Below are 16,686 nucleotides of genomic sequence, written 5' to 3' on the forward strand. Positions count from 1 at the left end.
CTATCGGGGCGTGCCGCCGTGCTGCATCAAGATGATACGAGCAGAAGGGCGCGGCGGATCTCCGCTAGTGTGAGGGGCCGCCGACCGATGCGGCGATCGTGCCATCGCTCTCGATATCGGGTAGGTGCAGCTGGCCAGTCTGGATGAGCTGCACAAAGCGCTCGATCATCCCCGGCTCCCACTGAGTGCCAGCGCCGCTGCGCAGCCTGCGGATGGCCTCCTCCTGGGGCAGCGCGGCGCGGTAGGGGCGATCGGTGGTCATGGCATCGTACGAGTCGGCGATCGCCACGATCCGCGCGCCGATCGGGATGTCATCGCCCGCCAGTCCGTCGGGGTAGCCGCCGCCGTCCCAGCGCTCGTGGTGGTGGCGCACGATCGGCGCGACCTCCTGGGCGAAGCGCATCTGCGAGACGATCCGCGCGCCGATCGCGGGGTGCTTCTCCATCTGCTCGCGCTCGTCGGCGGTCAGCACATCCGGCTTGGTGAGGATGGCCTCGCTCACGCCGATCTTGCCGATGTCGTGCAGGATGCCGCCGTAGCGCACGGCGCGCACGGTGTCGTCATCCAGATCGAGCGCCATGGCCAGCTGCTCGCTGTAGTGCTTCAGGCGCTGCAGGTGGCCCTCGGTGTAGGCATCTTTTTCCTCGATCGCCATGGCCAACATGAAGATCACGCTCTCGGTGTGCTCAAGCTGGTCGGTCAGCCGCTTGATGCGCAGCTGCGACTTGATCCTGGCGCGCAGCATGCTCTGCTCGAAGGGCTTGGAGAGGAAGTCGTCGGCCCCGACCTCCATCCCGCGCTTGCGGTGCTCGAAGTCATCCTGGCCGGTCAGCATGGTGATGGGGATGAGCGCGGTATGCTCATCGTTCTTGAGCTTCTGGCATACCGTGAAGCCATCGATCAGCGGCATCATCACATCAAGCAGAATCAAATCCGGCTTCTGGCGATCCACAATATCGAGCGCCTCGGCACCGTTCCGGGCCGTTATGACGTTGTAGCCATCCCGCGTCAGCAGGCGGGAGAGGACATCGATAATTGCTGGCTCGTCATCGACAACGAGAATGCGCGCAGGCATAGCTGCCCCTCCTCACGGTGTGGATGTTTGGCAGAAAATCAGGCCCACTGGCGAAAGCGTTTCGATAGGCGCAGGCCCAAGGGAAATGTGTCAACAGAGTCAAAACCTGCCACTAGTATACCATGATTACTCGTGCTATGAGTGCAAATCGCAGCTATGCCGCTAGGTTTTCGGCGCTGCCGCTGGATGCATCTATCTGTAATAGTGGGGGGGAGGAACACGTGCCGAGCACAAAGCGATCCATGTCGTGCACCAGGCGGGCAAGATCGAGCATGGCGTAGGAGGGGGAGAGCGCCACCAGCTTGGGTCGGGCCTTGTACCAGTTGCGCTTCAGCCCGCGCCCGTTGCCGCGCTGCCAGTGCACCAGGGCGGCGGCGGCCTGGATCAGGCCCTGGTAGAAGGTGGCCTGCGGCTCGGGCGCGCCGAGCCAGCACTGCTCCCATGCCTCGTGGGCATGCCAGTAGCGCTGCTGGTTGAAGAGGGCGATACCCTGGTGGTGGGCATCGCCGATAGGCGCGGGCTGGCCGCTAGTCATAGCGCGGCAGGTCGGGGGCGATCTGCTCGGCCCAGGTGTCGATGCCGCCCAGCATGTTGGCCACATTGGTGTGGCCCTTGTTGGCCAGGTAGCTGGCCACCTGGGCGCTGCGCCCGCCGTGGTGGCAGAAGAACACCACCTCGGTGTCGTGCGGGATGCTCTCGATCCACTCGGGGTTGCGGCTCAGCGGCAGCAGCTCGGCACCCTCGATATGCACGATCTCGTGCTCGCGCGGCTCGCGCACGTCGATCAGGCGGAACGACTCGCCCGCATCCAGCTTGGACTTGATCTCCTGGACGGTGTAGTTGCGGTAGGGCATCTTCTCTCTCTTCTCTTCGTGGCGCTAGAACGCAGCAGGACACCAAGCTCGAAAGATCTTGGTGTCCTGCGAAAATGGCGGTGTGGGGGAAGACTAGCCGTGGTTGCAGTGGCCGCAGCCGCCGCCCGCGTAGCCCTCGTCGTAGCTCTCATCCGCGCCCTCGGCCCCGTCCTTCGCGCGGAACGAGTGGCCGCAGCCGCACGACGAGGCGGCGTTGGGGTTGTCGATCTTGAACGCGCCGGCCAGCATGTTGTCCTGCTGGAACGAGATGTTCGCGCCGTGCAGGTACTGCGCGCTCACCGGGTCGACCAGCACGCGCAGGCTGTGGGCGGTCCACTCGGTGTCGCCCTCGCGCACCTCGTCGTCGAAGGTCATGCCGTACTGAAGGCCCGAGCAGCCGCCGCCCGAGATGAACACGCGCAGAGCGTAGCCATCCAGCTCACGCTCGCCCATCATCTCCAGCAGGCGCTTGGCCGCCGTCTCCTCGATCTGCATCATCGGGACAAACGTCTCGCCCGACCGTGCCGTAATATCAAGCTCAGAAATCGCCATTTGTGCCTCCTGAGCGCAAAAGCGCTACTGTTTCGTAAGTGGTAGTATACCAGAGGTTTCCAGAATTTGCTACTCTCTTCGTGCCCCAATTCTCGCCCTGATCAGCCGCCCAGCGACGACATCCCACGCAGTGTCGGAAGCACGCCATCGGGCAGGCCGTGACCCCAGGGCTTGGTGGCCACGGCGTGGCGCACCAGCTGCTCGATCTGGGCCTGGCTGGCCCCGCTGCGGATGGCCGCACGCAGGTCGACCTCGTTGTCACGCAGCAGGCAGAGGTGCAGCTTGCCATCGGCGGTCAGGCGCATGCGGTTGCACCCGGCGCAGAAGGGCTGCGTGACCGCGCTGATGAAGCCCAGCCGCCCCGGCGCGCCCGGGATGCGGTAGCGCCGCGCCGAGTCGCTGGCGGCCAGGCCCAGGTGCTCCAGCGGGCCAAACGCCGCGTCGATCTGGCCGATGATCTCGTCGGTGGGCACCACGCCGTCGCTGGCCACATCGGCCACGCCGGTGAGCGGCATCACCTCGATAAAGCGCATCTCCCAAGGGTAGGTGCGGGTCAGCGCGGCCAGTTGCACCACCTCGTCGTCGTTCAGGCCGCGCACCACCACGGTGTTCAGCTTGATCGGGAACAGGCCCGCCGCCACCGCCTCGTGGATGCCCGCCCAGACCTTCTCCAGGCTGCCGCCACGGGTGATCTGGCGGAACTTCTGGGCATCCAGCGAGTCGATGCTAATATTCACCCGATCCAGCCCGGCCTGCTTGAGCGCGCGGGCCTGCTGCTGCAGCCGCAGGGCGTTGGTGGTCATAGCGATGTGCTCGATGCCCGCCTGCCGGATCGCGGACACCAGATCCACCAGGTCGGGGCGCAGGCTCGGCTCGCCGCCCGTCAGGCGCACCTTACGGAAGCCAGCAGCCACCGCCGCGCGCACCACCACCAGCAGCTCGTCGCTGGTCAGCAGCTCGGGGCGCGGCGTGAAGCGCATGCCGTGCTCGGGCATGCAGTAGACGCAGCGCATATTGCAGCGGTCGGTGAGCGAGATGCGCAGGTAGTCGATCCGCCGCCCGTAGCCGTCGTGGGCGGGCGCATCGGTGGGGTAGAGCGGGATAGGCTGGTGTTGATTGGGCATGGCTCCTCGGCGTCTTTCAACGCCCGCCGCTTGGGAAACGTTCCTATGCCTGGGTTATAAAAGGCTCACCAGCGCCGCCCTGGGGTGGTGCTGGCGAGCCTGCGACCATTGGAGCAATGCTCGCAGGCGATGCGGCAGGTTCTACACGTATTCCATCACGCTGACGCGGGCCGCCAGCTGGCGGGCGGCCGTGCGGAAGACCTCGGCGTAGGCATCGGGCTGCTCGCTGGTGACAGCGGGGCTACCCTCGTCGCCGCCGACGCGGATGCTCATGCCCAGCGGGATCTGGGCCAGCAGCGGCACCTCAAGGCGCTCGGCCAGGCGCTTGGCCGCGCCCTGCCCGAAGATGTCGTAGCGCTTGCCGGTGTCGGGCGCGACAAAGTAGGCCATATTCTCGATGATGCCGAGCAGCGGCACCTCGGACTTGCGGAACATCTCCATGGACTTGAGCACATCCAGGGCTGCCACATCCTGCGGCGTAGTCACGGTGATCACGCCAGTCAGGCCCACGTTCTGCAGCGACTGGGTGAGCGTCAGCGCGATGTCGCCGGTGCCGGGGGGCATGTCGATGATCAGGTAGTCCAGCTCGCCCCACTCGACCTGGTAGAGGAACTGGCGCAGCAGCTGCGAGACCATAGGGCCGCGCCAAATCACCGGCTGGCTGTCGTCGATCAGGAAGCCGACCGAGATCATCTTGATGCCGTGGGCCTCGACCGGCACGATCAGCTGCTGGCCATCGGCGCGGCTGGTGGCGGATGGGTGGTGGCCCACCGTGCCCATCATCAGCGGGACGGAGGGGCCGTACACATCGGCGTCGAGCAGGCCGACCGCCGCGCCCTCCTGGGCCAGGGCCACGGCCAGGTTGGTGGCCACGGTGGATTTGCCCACGCCGCCCTTGCCCGCCGAGACGGCGATCACATGGCTGACGCCGGGGATGGCGGCCTTGTCCAGCACGCCGCCGCGCGGGCGCACGGTGGCGTCGAAGGTGATGGTCACCTGCTCGGCGCTCAGCCCGGCGATCCGCTCAAGCGCGTCGAGGCACTCCTGCTGGATCTGGTCTTTCAGCGGGCAGGCGGGCGTGGTCAGATCGATGGTGAAGCTGACGCGCTCGCCATCGATCGCCAGATCTTTGATCATGCGGCGCGAGACCAGATCGCCGCCGAGCTCTGGCTCCTGCACGGTGCTGAGGGCCTTGAGGATGAGGTCTTCGCTGAGCTGCCCCGTCCCTCGCGAGAAGAGTCCCATAGTGTTTCGCTCCAGATTCTATGCCGCTAGCAGCGCGTTTTCCGCGCCGCTATGGCCTAGATATAGTATAGCACATTACGAAAGTATTCACTGTCGAAACCCAGGCGTCGGCTCGCACAGCGGCACGCCGTCGCGCAGGTGGCTGGCCACGATCTGCCGCACCATGGCGGGCGTGACGCCCAGGTAGTGGTATGGCCCCGGCCAGATCTTGATGTTGGGGCCGCGCTCGCACTGGCCCTGGCAGCCCCCCACCACCACCTCGACCTGATCGCCCAGGCCCAGCGCCCACAGCTCCTGGGCGAGCGCCTGCTGGATGCCCGCGCTGCCATTGGCGCGGCAGTGGACATTGGCGCAGACGTAGACGCGGTAGATCTTTGTGTCCATAATCCAAATATTGTAGCAGACGCAGGCCAAAAGCAAAAAGACAAAAGTCCCACAGCGGCCCGCCGATTATTTGACAGTGCGGGGGTTGTATGTTTCCATGCTGCCGAAAGTTGGCTTTTACTTTGCAAGGGAGAGCAGGCAAATGAGCGGCCGTTTCGACGAGCTTCGCATCTTTAGCGGCAACGGCAACCCCGAGTTAGCGCAGGCGATCAGCTCGCGGCTCAACATTCCGATGGGCGATTGCACCGTAGCCTCGTTCGTAAATGAAAATATTTTTGTTCGCCTGAATGAGAGCGTCCGCGAAAAAGATGTCTTCGTGGTGCAGTCGCTAACTTCACCTTTGAGCGACCGGATCATGGAGCTGCTGATCATGCTCGACGCCGTGCGCCGCGCCGCAGCGGGCCGCGTGACAGCGGTCATCCCCTACTATCCCTATGGCCGCACCGACAAGCGCGATCAGCCGCGCGTGCCGATCACCGCGCGCCTGCTGGCCGACATGATGCAGACCGCCGGGGCGCAGCAGGTGATCACCATGGACCTGCACGCCGGGCAGATCCAGGGCTTCTTCAACATCCCCGTGGATGAGCTGAGCGCGATGAGCCTGCTGGCCCGCCACTTCCAGGAGCGCAACTGGGATGATGCGGTGGTGGTCTCGCCCGACCTGGGCTTCGCCAAGCGCGCCCGCAACTTCGCCGAGCTGCTGGGTGTGCCGCTGGCGATCGTGGAGAAGCGCCGCATCCAGCAGCTGCACAACACCGAGGGCCAGCTGACCCGCGTGGAGGCGCTGAACCTGATCGGCGACGTAGAGGGCAAGCGCTGCATCCTGGTGGACGACGAGATCATGACCGGCGGCTCAATGGTGGAGGCCGCCGACCTGCTGATGGCGCGCGGCGCACGCGAGGTGCACGCCTGCGCGGTGCACGGCGTGCTGGCGGGCAACGCGATGGAGCGCCTGAGCAGCAGCGTGATCTGCGAGGTGGTGGTGACCGATACGCTGCCGGTGCCGCCTGGCCCGCGCTGGGAGGGCCTGACGGTGGTCTCGATCGCGCCGCTGCTGGCCGAGGTGATCCAGCGCATCCACAGCGGTATCTCGGTGGACACGATCTTCCGCCGCCACAACCCCTCGCTGAGCTAGGCCGCTCGATCCCCCTCGACACTACCGGCCCGCCGCACCGCTGTTGCGCGGCGGGCCGGTAGTGTTCTGGGTGCGCCATACCGCTGGGATGCGCAGATCGTGGTTGGCGTGTCTTTCTTTATATCCCCTGGGAGCCTTGGATTCGTGGTGGCGAAACATCTTGCTCGGGCTGCGGTATTGTTAAAAAAACGTTGCGCAAACTACCGTCGATGGTATACAATACCCAGCGCCGCCATTCTAGCCTAGCAGCCGAGCACCTATGACTGAACGCGAACTTCCACGGCTCTCCTCCGCCGATCTGCACGCCCGCTACGGCGACGACGAACCTGCGCTGCGCCGCTACCGCATGCTCACCGCGCTGCTGCGCGAGGGCCGCTCGGCCAGCGAGGTGGCCCAGACCTTCGGCGTGAGCCGCGAGACGCTGCGGCGCGTGCGGCTGGCCTTCGACCGGCGCGGCGTGGATGGCCTGCGCAGCCAGCCGCGCCGCAGCGGCCACCTGATGCGCGGCACCCCGCTGGCCCGCGCGCTCCGCCAGGAGCTGGCCGCCGACCCGGGCGCTTCCGACGCCGCGCTGCTGCACCGCGTGCAGGCCCACATGGCCGAGCTGGGCATCGCCGCGCCGCGCAGCAGCTTCTACCGCCTGCTGGGCCGCCTGCGCGCCGAGACCGTAGCCCGCCAGCGCAGCGCCCCCGACACCGCCCTGCGCGAGGCGCTCTCGGCGCTGGCCGAGGACCCGCCGCTGGCCCTGGGGCGCGGCGACCTAGCCGCGCTGCTGCTGCCCGATGTGCGCGACCCGCTGATGCGCGGGCGCTGGCTGCAGCGCGTGCTGCGCACCGCGATCGAGCGGCTGCGCCCCGCCGAGGCCGGCCCGGCGCTGGATGATATGCGCTGGCGGCACTACCTGATCATCGCGGGCGAGTACGAGGCAGGCAACAGCCGCGCCGAGCTGCAGAACGCCCTGGCGCTGAGCGCCAGCACCTACAGCCGCGCCAAGCGCGAGGCCATGGGCCGCCTGGCCGCCCTGCTGCACGAGGCCGCCGCCGAGCTGCCCTCGCCCGCACCGCCCGCCACCATGACCGCGCCGCCAGACCCACCCGAGACCTGCACCCACGAGCCGGAGCTGGAGCGCTACATGGCCCGGCTGCGCCGCGATGGCCTGGTGGTGATCTGGGGCCACCGTGGCACGGGCAAAACCGCGCTGGCCGCCACCATGGCCGCCCGCCTGATCGACCGTGGGCAGACGGTGGTGTGGCACACTGTGCGCCCCGCCGAGGGCGAGTCCAGCACCGGCCAGCAGCTGCTGCTCTCCTTGGCCGCCGCGCTCGACGCCGATGGCAAACACACGCTCTGGACCCAGCTGAACAGCGGCGAGCCGGCCCAGTTCTCGCGCGCGGTCGACATGCTTAGCCAGAGCCTGAGCGGGCGGCACTGGACGCTGGTGATCGACAGCGCCGACATGCTGCGCGGCGCGCACGCCAACCAGCTGATCACGGTGCTGCGCAACGCCCGCTTCCGCCGCGACCTGCGCCTAGTGCTGGTCTCGCGCGAGATCCCCGACTGGGTGGACTCGGCGCGCTGGCCACCGCTGGCCGCGCCCGAGGATGCCACCACCCGCCGCGCTATGATCGCGCTGCTCGACGAGCAGGATGGTGTGGAGGCCCGCCCGAACGACCAGCGCCTGGCGCTCATCCGCGACCGCGTGGGCGAGCTGCTGGCCCTGACCGATCTCGACATCCTCGGCACGCTGCCGCTCAACCAGCGCGCCGCCATCCACTCGGCGCTCCAGCCGCTTGAGCCGATCATCCGGCAGCTGCAGCCCTAGCCAGGCTGCCGGATCGGGCCGATACGTTCATCCACCCTCTTTCTCTTCGTGTCTGGGTGGCGAATCGCTCCCCTGCTCCCTTGATGCCTTGGTGGTGAATGTTCTTGTTCCTCTTCGCGCCTTCGCGTCTCCGTGGTGAAGCGGTTCTCCTCCGCCCCAGATATGCTATAGTAGCCGCCATGAGGGATCTTCCACACCGCGTTTCCGCATATGCGCCGCCTGCTGCCGCCGGGCTGCTGGCCCTGGCCTGCGCGGCGGCGCTCTGGCTCACCCGCGAGCAGCCGCTGACAGCAGGCCCGCTGCGGCTCGACTCGCTCTCGCTGTTCTTTGGGCTGGTGCTGCTGGCTAGCGCCGCCGTGCGCGGCAGCGCCGGGCTGCCACACCCCGCCCGTGCCCTGGCGCTGGCCTTGGGCGCGGCGCTGGCGCTGGCCGCTCGTAGCCCGCTGCTGGTGGGGCTGGGGCTGCTGCTGGCCGCGCTGGTCGCCACGCCCTGGCCCGCCCTGCCCAAGGCCCATGGCTGGCGCGGCGCGGCGGGCGCGGCGGCGCAGGTGGTGGGGCAGCTGCCGCTGGTGCTGGCTGCCACCTGTGCGGGCCTAGCCCAGCTGCTGCTGGCGGCGGGCGGAGTGGCCGCCTACGACGACCGGCTGGCGGGCGCGGCGCTGAGCAACCAGGTATTCTGGTTCACGCTGCTGGGGGCGGCGGCGCCGCTGCTGGCGCTGGGGCGCTGTCCGGCGGGGCTGGCCATGCTGTGGCTCTACCCGCTGGCGCGGCTATACATGCTGGGGCCGTGGAACAGCGGCTGGTCGCTAGCCGCCGCGCTGTTCGGCGGAGCGCTGGGGCTGTGGCGGGCCTGGCAGCTGCTGCGCACGCCTGCCCAGGGCAGGCGCTGGGTCGTGCTGGGCGGGCTGGCGCTGGCCTGCATGGGGCTGGCCAGCAGCGCGGGCGTGGCGGCGGGCTGCTTCTTGGCCCTGGTGGCCGCGCTCGATAGCGCCGCCGAGGGCGATTCGCGCAGCGGCACCCCCGCCGCGCTGGCCATGCTGGCCCCACTGGCGGCGGTCTGGATGGCGGTGGGCGCGGCGGCGGCGGCGGGGGTGGGCGCGCTGGCCAGCGCCACGTGGGCGGCGGCGCTGCTGCTGGCGCTGGCATGGGCGCTGCGGCCAGCCAGCCGCCGCGCTAGCCCGCGCGCCGCCGCTGTGAGCGTGGCCGCCGTGGTGGCCCTGCCGCTGCTGCTGGCGCTGATCGAGCCGGTGGTGCAGCTGCTCCAGGGCGGGCTGTCACCCTACGGCGATGTGACGATCTGGCCCTGGGTGGGCGCGGCCTTTGTCAGCGCCAGCCAAGCCCGGGTGGCCGCGCTGCCCTCGGTGATGGTGGGGCTGCTGATGCTGGTGCTGCTGGCCGCCATGGCGGTGCTCGACAGCCTGCGCGGCGAGGCCGAGGCCCAGCCCAGCGCCGCCGCGCCCGAGGATCTGACCTGGCTGTGGGATGCGCTGCGCGACGAGGTGCCCTGGCTGGGCAGTGGCAAAAAGTGACGGTCGGCGAGCTGCTGGCCAGCGTCGGGCGCTCGTGGGTGCGGCTGCTGCTCTACCCCGGCGGCACGAGCGCGCTGCTGCTGGCGCTGGCCGCGCTTTCCCGCAGCCGCCCCTGGCGCGCCGCGCTGCTGGCCCGCCACCCCTGGCTGGCGCTGGCCGCGCCCTGGCTGGCCATCGCCATGCTGCCCCTGCCCGGCGCTGCCGACCTGGGCTACTGGCCCGACTGCGTGGTGACGCTGGCGCTGCTCGACCTGCCCTGGCTGGCCACGCTGGCCCGCGATCTGGGCGCAGATCGCCAGCGGGCCGCGCGCTCGCTGGCCAGCCTACTGAACGGCTATCCGCCGCTGCTGCTGGGCCTGCTGCTCTGCGGCGGGGGAACTTTCGACATGCGACAGCTGTTTGCCGCGCCCACCACGCAGCCTGCGGGGCTGCTGCACTGGATGGGGGCCGCCGCCATCACATGCGCGCTGCCGCCGCTGCTGGGGCTTGGCCCCTTCGCCCAGCCGCCGCGCGAGGATGGCTATGCACTGCCGCTGGCGCTGCGCGGCGTTGGCTACTACTGCGTGGCCGCGCTGCCCTGGCTGATGCCGCTGGATGGGCAGATCTGGCAGGCGCTGCCGCCGCTGGCGCTAGGCCTAGGGCTGTGGGGCTTCCACGCGGCCAGCCGCCGCGCCGGGCCACGCCCATGGGCCTGGGGCTACCTTGCGCTGGATGTGGCGCTGGCGTGTGGGCTGGCGGCGGGCGCGGGCTTCGCGCTGGCGCAGCGCTTCCAGTAGCAGCGCACCACCAAGGCTTCAAGGGAACGAATAACCACGAAGACGCGAAGGCACGAGGGATATTGGTTTTACCACCGAGCGTAGATAGAACATATAGTCCAGCCCTTCATCAACCCCAAGCAGCCCTCCATCAACCCCAAGCGATCATAGTGCAAGCCACGCTACAAACGAGCGCTGCACCCATATCGCCTGCGCGCCATAATCGCTGCTCCATCCTACCCACCTGGCCCATGCGGCGAAGGTGCTACTCGTGCAAACTGGCCATATGCGCGAACAATAGCCGCCATGGGTCAGCACGGGAACGCTCAAAATTGGGGATTCCAAGGGGGCATCGCCCTCACATGGTGTCACGTTGTACCACGTTTCAAGGCTTTTTTTGGGCACCCATGCCCGATCGCTTGCCGATGCACTGCATTGCGATCATCGTACCCGACCCGATGATCGCAATGATCCACCACGGGTGTCGGGGCGGACCTGGTGTCCGCCCCAGCGCGATGCGCCGCGTTCATCGCCACGCGACCCGATGCTCACGGTGCGCTCCGATGCGCGCCGTAAGCATGCATCGCCCGCATCGCAGGGGCATGCGATGCGGGCGATGCAATGCGGCGTGGGCGGACACCAGGTCCGCCCCTACAACAATGATTCCGTCGTGCACACGCCTAACCATTACTCGTAATAACCACCGATCATCCTCGGCACGCAGTCTTGCCCCGCATGCCGCATCCCAATGCCCCGCTCATGAAAGTGACACCTGTTGAGGGGCATCACCCCATGGCGGGGTTGCTCGGGGCCTGCCCCTAGCCGCCGCCCGCGCAGGGCATCCACCCACCAGTCAAGAGGAGCCATCATAATCGAGGCCGAAGCCGGTCGGCCCGACCTGCAACCCCAAGCAGCCTCAGTGCAACACTCTAGCTCAGCGGGATCACATCGAGCGGGGCCTCGGCATCGCCGTGATAGCGGGAGAGCATCGCGGGCCGATACATGCCCCGGTCGGTCACAATCGCGCCGATCTGGGCGGGGGAGATCGGGTCGCCGCTGGCGGAGGCGAAGGCGGCGGCATCCGGCCCGCTAGGGGCCAGCAGGTAGCAGGGGATAGCCAGCGAGCGCGCCTGGGCGATAGCCGCGCCCGCGCCTGCCGGGCACACCGCTGCGCCATCCTCGGCCACGGCGATGGCAGGGAAGATCGCCAGAGTTGCGCCCGCCGCCGCCAGCGCGGCGATGTCGGGCAGGGGCTGGGCGGGCTGGCCTGCCTGCGATGCCAGGGCCAGCAGCCCCGCCGCGCCAGCCTGCTCGCCTGCGACCAGCAGCAGCGGCCAGGGCTGGGCGGCAGGCAGCGCCGCCAGCAGGGCCAGCAGCGGCATGCCGCCCAGCCCCCAGCACAGCACGCGGTCGTCGGGCAGCACCAGGCTGGCCGCGTGGCCGCCGCAGCGCCGCGCCGCCCGATCCGCGCGGCGGGCCAGCGCGTCGGCCCAGTCCAGCGCCACGGCGGCGGCATCCTGGCCCGCCAGCAGCGCCGCATCCAGCTTCTCCCGCAGCGCATCCAGCGCCCCAGCCAGCGGCAGCAGCTCGCCCAGCGCCTGGGCCGCTTGGATGAGCTGGCCGCGCCGCGCATCGGTGGGGCGGCCAGCCCAGGCGTGGGCGGCCTGCGCCAGCGCGTAGCCTGCGCCGATCTGACCCGCCAGCGCATCGGCGCGGGCAAGGGCACGCAGCCCGCCGAGCTCGCCCAGATCGAGCGGACGGAGCGCAGGTGCGCTGGCCAGATCCAGCGCAAACAGCTGGTTCAGATCCGCGTCGTAGCGCAGGATGTCGGCGTATCGTGCGATAGCAAGACGGGCCATAGTTGCTCCTCTCGGCTGGCCTAGGGCTGCCGCAGCAGCTCGTAGGACAGCTCGTGTACGGCGGCGCGAAACGCGCCCCAGTCGCGCCAGCTGCCCTTGACATCGTCGCTGTACTGATCGGGCGTGGCACGCAGGTGGGCGGCCATGGCGGGAAGCTCATCGATCGCAATCTCGCGGTAGGCCGCCACCCGCTCGTCGGGGTCGTTGTTGGTAAACGTGCCGCCCAGCTCGGTGACCAGAAAGGCATAGGTGGCAAAATCGGGCATCTCATCGGGGCGCACATCGCCCAGGTAGTACTCCAGCACGGCCAAGAAGCGTGCCACCTCGGTCTCCAGCCCGGTCTCCTCCCAAATCTCACGCTCCAGAGCCTGCTCGATCGGCTCGCCGTGGCGCACCCCGCCGGTGAGCAGGCGGAACGCGCCCTCGGGGTAGTAGTCCTTGATCGAGGTGAGCAGGCGGCCATCGGTGCGCTGCACGATCATGCACACTTCGCTGGTGCGGTCGTCGTCGCAGATCGGCGAGAAGGTGGCGGGGGCCAGCTGGATGTAGAAGCGGGCAGGCTCGCCATACTGGCTGGCGAGCGCGGCGATCTCGGTCTCGACATGAGCGGGGAGCACGGCGGCCTCACTTTGCTAGTGCGCCCTGGGCCTGCCAGAGCGTGAAGCTGGGCGTGGCGGCCAGCTTCTCGACCTGGGCGAACTGGGCGCGAAGAACGGATTCGTAGCGAAGAAAGCTGTTGGCCACCAGCAGGAAGCGCCCGCCGGGGGCCAGCAGCTCGCTGGCATAGGCGATAAAGCCGTGGGCCACATCGTAGCGCACATCCTTGCCCTGGTGGAAGGGCGGGTTGGTGGCGATCAGGTCGTAGGGGCCGCGCAGCGTGGGGGCGCGCACATCGGCGGCCTGCGCGCGGGCCTGGGCCAGCCCCAGCGCCGCCGCGTTGCGCTGGGCGGCGGCCACGGCGTACAGGCTCTCATCCAGCATGTCCACCTGGGCCGCGCCGCCCAGCCCCAGCGCCACCCCGATGATCCCGCAGCCGCAGCCCAGGTCGAGCGCGCGCAGGCCGCGCGGATCGCCCACGTGGGCCAGCAGCAGCTGGGTGGCCGGGTCGGCGTGATCGTAGGAGAACACGCCCGGCAGGCTGGCCAGGGCCACCGCGCCGCCCATGGCGGGCAGCGCAGCCGGAAAGCTGGCCCAGCTGGCCAGGGCCACGCCCGGCTCGGCGGCCCAGCCCGGCGGCGCGGGCGGGGTGGCGGGGCGCACGGCGCGGGCCACCCGCGCGCGGCGCCGGGCCAGCAGCGGCGCGGCCCCGCCGAATAGGGCCGCCGCGTCATCGATCTGCGATCGGATGCCCAGGTCGTTGGGGCCGCCCAGGTAGAGCGCGCCGCCCACGCGCAGCGCCGCCAGCGCCTCGACCAGCCAGCGGCGGGCCAGGGCGCGGCTCTGCGGCGCGGCCAGCACGGCCAAGTCGAACTGGCCGTAGGATTCGGGCGGCAGCGCCACGCCAGCAGCGGCGGCGCGGGGGCCAGCGGCGGCCAGCGCCTGGGCCAGGCGCGCGCTGCTGGTGTCGGCCAGCAGCAGCTGGCCGGGCCAGCGGGCGGCCAGCCCGCCAGCCAGCGCCAGGCCGCCGCCGTAGACCAGGGCGCGCTGGCCCGGCGGCGCGCCCAGCGCCTCTAGCAGCAGCTCGGGGGTCGGGTCGCGATCGCTCATGCCAGGCGCTCCTGGGCGGGGGCCGCCTTGGGCAGGCGCACCACAAAGGTGCTGCCCTTGCCCTCCTCGCTCGTCACCGTGATGGTTCCGTGATGTAGGCTCACTATCTCTTTCACCACATACAGCCCCAGGCCCATGCCGCTCACCCGCCGACCATCGATATTGCTGGCGCGGTAGAAGCGCTGGAACAGCTGGGGCAGATCTTCCTTGGGTATGCCGATACCCTGATCCGCGACCGAGACTAGCACATGGCTGCCGTGGTCCTCAACCGTGATCGTGACCGGGTCCGGGTCGCTGCTGTATTTTAGCGCATTCTCAAGCAAGTTCTGAAACACCTGCTCAAGCCGCACTTCATCGCCCTCGATCAGCATATCCTGATCGCAGCCAGCGAACGCGATGCGGCTGCGCCCCGGCAGCACCTGCGCCTCGTGGATCACGCGATCGACCAGCTTGCAGATCCGCACCACCGAGTATTCGATCATCAGCTGCTGGCTCTGCAGCCGTGAGAGATCGAGCATGGATGAGACCATCTTGTACAGATGCTCGATCCGCATCAGCATCACGCGCACGGCGTAGCGGTCGCGCTCTTGGAAGGCCGGGTTCTCCTCGACGCGGCGCTGGAGCATCTCGGCGTAGCCGAGCAGCGCGGTGAGCGGCGTGCGCAGCTCGTGCGAGGCGATCGACAGAAACTCGTCGCGCACCGTAATCGCCGTCTGGGCCTCGCGGAACAGCCGGGCATTGTCGATGCCCAGGCTGAGCCGCCGCGCCAGCTCCTCGGCCATATGCAGGTCGCTGGGGCCATAGCTGCGCTCGGTGGTGTCGATGGCCAGCAGCACACCGCCCAGGGGCTGGTGGCGGATATGCATCGGCGTGAAGATCAGCGATCGCGGCTCGATCTGCTGCGACAGCTCGCGGATGAAGGGGCTGAGCTCCGAGTGCTCGGTCACCATGTCGGTGACATAGGGCACAAGCTGCGCCCGCCACAGCGGCTCGCCCTGGCCTAGCGGCATCAGGCGCATCAGCTGCAGCGGCTGGATGAGCGCGGCCTTGTCGGGGTCGCTATGGGCGACGATCGTCTGCGCCGGTACGCCCTGATCATCCAGCAGCTGGATGACGCACATATCGGCCACGCTGGGCACCGCCAGCCGCGCTACGGTATCGAGCGCCAACTCGTAGTTGGTGGTGCGCGCCAGGGTATAGCTGGCCTCGGCCAGAAAATGCTCGTGGTCGGCGGCCACGCGCTGGTCGTCGATATCGGTGCACGAGCCAAACCAACCCGCCGCGCCGACATCCGCGTGGGGCGTAGGGATGATCCGGCTTAGGAACCAGCGGTAGACGCCATCGGCCCGCCGCAGCCGGTGCTCGGCCACCAGCGCCTCGCCGCTGCGGCGGGCCTGCTCCCAGGCCTGAAGCAGGCCGGGGCGGTCGGCGGGGTGGATGAGCCGCAGCCAGAGCGCCCTCGATGGCGCCTGTCCCTGCAGGCCGGTATAGTCGTAGAAGGGCTGGTTGAAGTAGAAGATCTCGCCGTCGGCATCCATCGAGAAGACCAGCGACGCGATCGTGTCGGCCAGGGCGCGGTAGCGCGCCTCGGACTGCCGCAGCGCCGCCTCGGCGGCGTAGCGCTCGGTGATGTCACGGAACACCAGCACCACACCCAGCAGCTGACGCTGCGCATCGTGGATGGGCGCGCCGCTATCGTCGATTGGCCGCTCGGTGCCATCCTTGGCGATCAGCAGGGTGTGGTTGGCTAGGCCGGCCACCATGCCGCTGCGCAGCACCTTGGACACCGGGCTCTCGGTGGGCTGGCGCGTGCTCTCGCTGATGATCGTGAACACCTTCTCCAGCGCCTGGCCATGGGCCTCAGCCTGCAGCCAGCCGGTCAGATGCTCGGCCACCGCGTTCATGAAGGTGACCTGGCCCTGTATATCCGTGGCGATCAGGCCATCGCCGATGCTGGAGATGGTGGCGTGCAGCACGCTGCGCTCGTGGGCTAGCTGGGCAGCCGCCTGCAGGCGCTCGCGCATAGAGCGCTCCATCAGCACCGCCAGGCTGCCCAGCAGCACAATCGACAGGGCCAGGGCCACCAGCAGGCTGACCTGGGCAAGCAGCGAGCGCTGGTGGATCGCCGCCACTTCAACCTGCAGGTAGGTGGCCTGCTCCTGCTGGATGGATGCGATCTCCTCACGGATCGCATCCATCAGCTGCTTGCCCCTGCCCGACTGCACCATGGCGATCGCCCCCTCATGGTCGCCCTGGTGGCTGAGCGCGATGGTCTGGGCCAGCTCATCGAGCTTCTGATCGATCAGGGCTTGCAAGGTAGCGATGTGGCCGGGCGATAGCGAGGGCGCGCGGCCCGCCGCATCCAGCAGCCCAACTTCCTGCTGGATGGACTGCACCGCGTGGCTATAGGGCGCCAAGTAGGCCTCGCTGCGGGAGAGCAAAAAGCCCCGCTGCCCGGTCTCGGCATCCTGCAGCAGCGAGAAAAGCTGCGCCACATCGAGATCAAAAGCATAGGCGGCCTGGATCTGATTCTGCGCCTGATCGATGCGGAACAGGCTATAGGATGCGATCCCAGCATTGATCATCAGCACCAGCGTAGTGATGCAGACAGCTACTAGGCTACGTCTACGAAGAAAGCGCATAGG

At 68.7% G+C, this 16,686-nt stretch carries 15 protein-coding genes; 4 read left to right on the forward strand and 11 right to left on the reverse strand.

Going from position 1 to position 16,686, the window contains the following annotated elements; genetic code table 11:
* Window positions 1-64: 64 nt before the first annotated feature.
* The 7 genes from F8S13_07790 to F8S13_07820 all read right to left on the reverse strand — a co-directional run bounded on the left by F8S13_07790 (window position 65) and on the right by F8S13_07820 (window position 5,234).
* A complete protein-coding gene (locus tag F8S13_07790) occupies window positions 65-1,075 on the reverse strand; it encodes a response regulator (GenBank protein ID KAB8143798.1) in 1,011 nt (336 codons plus the stop codon).
* 154 nt (window positions 1,076-1,229) lie between these two features.
* Window positions 1,230-1,610: a DUF309 domain-containing protein gene (locus F8S13_07795; GenBank protein KAB8143799.1), complete on the reverse strand. Its 381-nt coding sequence runs from the start codon at window positions 1,608-1,610 to the stop codon at window positions 1,230-1,232.
* A complete protein-coding gene (locus tag F8S13_07800) occupies window positions 1,603-1,929 on the reverse strand; it encodes a sulfurtransferase (GenBank protein KAB8143800.1) in 327 nt (108 codons plus the stop codon). The genes F8S13_07795 and F8S13_07800 overlap by 8 nt, the downstream gene beginning before the upstream one ends.
* 93 nt (window positions 1,930-2,022) lie before the next feature.
* Window positions 2,023-2,481 (reverse strand): iron-sulfur cluster assembly accessory protein, encoded by a 459-nt coding sequence (locus F8S13_07805; GenBank protein KAB8143801.1) that lies wholly within the window; start codon window positions 2,479-2,481, stop codon window positions 2,023-2,025.
* Between the two features lie 101 nt (window positions 2,482-2,582).
* Window positions 2,583-3,605, reverse strand: coding sequence for a GTP 3',8-cyclase MoaA (gene moaA, locus F8S13_07810; protein ID KAB8143802.1), 1,023 nt, complete (start codon window positions 3,603-3,605; stop codon window positions 2,583-2,585).
* 141 nt (window positions 3,606-3,746) lie between these two features.
* On the reverse strand, window positions 3,747-4,850 hold the full coding sequence (locus F8S13_07815; protein ID KAB8143803.1) for an Mrp/NBP35 family ATP-binding protein: 1,104 nt from the start codon (window positions 4,848-4,850) through the stop codon (window positions 3,747-3,749).
* 87 nt (window positions 4,851-4,937) lie between these two features.
* Window positions 4,938-5,234, reverse strand: a complete 297-nt coding sequence (locus F8S13_07820; GenBank protein KAB8143804.1) for a (2Fe-2S) ferredoxin domain-containing protein — start codon at window positions 5,232-5,234, stop codon at window positions 4,938-4,940.
* Window positions 5,235-5,376: 142 nt separating this feature from the next.
* Here F8S13_07820 and F8S13_07825 point away from each other — a divergent pair, with 142 nt between their 5' ends.
* From F8S13_07825 to F8S13_07840, 4 genes are all read left to right on the forward strand, one after another.
* Window positions 5,377-6,369, forward strand: coding sequence for a ribose-phosphate pyrophosphokinase (locus tag F8S13_07825; GenBank protein ID KAB8143805.1), 993 nt, complete (start codon window positions 5,377-5,379; stop codon window positions 6,367-6,369).
* 259 nt (window positions 6,370-6,628) lie between these two features.
* On the forward strand, window positions 6,629-8,191 hold the full coding sequence (locus tag F8S13_07830) for an AAA family ATPase (GenBank protein ID KAB8143806.1): 1,563 nt from the start codon (window positions 6,629-6,631) through the stop codon (window positions 8,189-8,191).
* A gap of 179 nt (window positions 8,192-8,370) precedes the next feature.
* The gene (locus F8S13_07835; GenBank protein ID KAB8143807.1) at window positions 8,371-9,720 is read left to right on the forward strand and encodes a hypothetical protein; all 1,350 of its coding nucleotides are present in this window, start codon (window positions 8,371-8,373) and stop codon (window positions 9,718-9,720) included.
* Window positions 9,717-10,496, forward strand: a complete 780-nt coding sequence (locus tag F8S13_07840; protein ID KAB8143808.1) for a hypothetical protein — start codon at window positions 9,717-9,719, stop codon at window positions 10,494-10,496. The genes F8S13_07835 and F8S13_07840 overlap by 4 nt, the downstream gene beginning before the upstream one ends.
* A gap of 908 nt (window positions 10,497-11,404) precedes the next feature.
* On the opposite strand, the gene F8S13_07845 is transcribed toward F8S13_07840, so the two are convergent.
* Genes F8S13_07845 through F8S13_07860 form a run of 4 tightly spaced genes read right to left on the reverse strand, consistent with a single transcriptional unit; the run spans window position 11,405 to window position 16,683 of the window.
* On the reverse strand, window positions 11,405-12,334 hold the full coding sequence (locus F8S13_07845) for a hypothetical protein (GenBank protein ID KAB8143809.1): 930 nt from the start codon (window positions 12,332-12,334) through the stop codon (window positions 11,405-11,407).
* A 20-nt stretch (window positions 12,335-12,354) separates the two neighbouring features.
* Window positions 12,355-12,951, reverse strand: a complete 597-nt coding sequence (locus F8S13_07850; GenBank protein ID KAB8143810.1) for an NUDIX hydrolase — start codon at window positions 12,949-12,951, stop codon at window positions 12,355-12,357.
* Window positions 12,952-12,958: 7 nt separating this feature from the next.
* Window positions 12,959-14,041: a class I SAM-dependent methyltransferase gene (locus F8S13_07855; protein KAB8143811.1), complete on the reverse strand. Its 1,083-nt coding sequence runs from the start codon at window positions 14,039-14,041 to the stop codon at window positions 12,959-12,961.
* Window positions 14,038-16,683, reverse strand: coding sequence for a PAS domain S-box protein (locus tag F8S13_07860; protein ID KAB8143812.1), 2,646 nt, complete (start codon window positions 16,681-16,683; stop codon window positions 14,038-14,040). The genes F8S13_07855 and F8S13_07860 overlap by 4 nt, the downstream gene beginning before the upstream one ends.
* Window positions 16,684-16,686: the final 3 nt, after the last annotated feature.

It is taken from the genome of Chloroflexia bacterium SDU3-3 (assembly GCA_009268125.1).
In the GTDB taxonomy this organism is placed as follows: Bacteria; Chloroflexota; Chloroflexia; order Chloroflexales; family Roseiflexaceae; genus SDU3-3.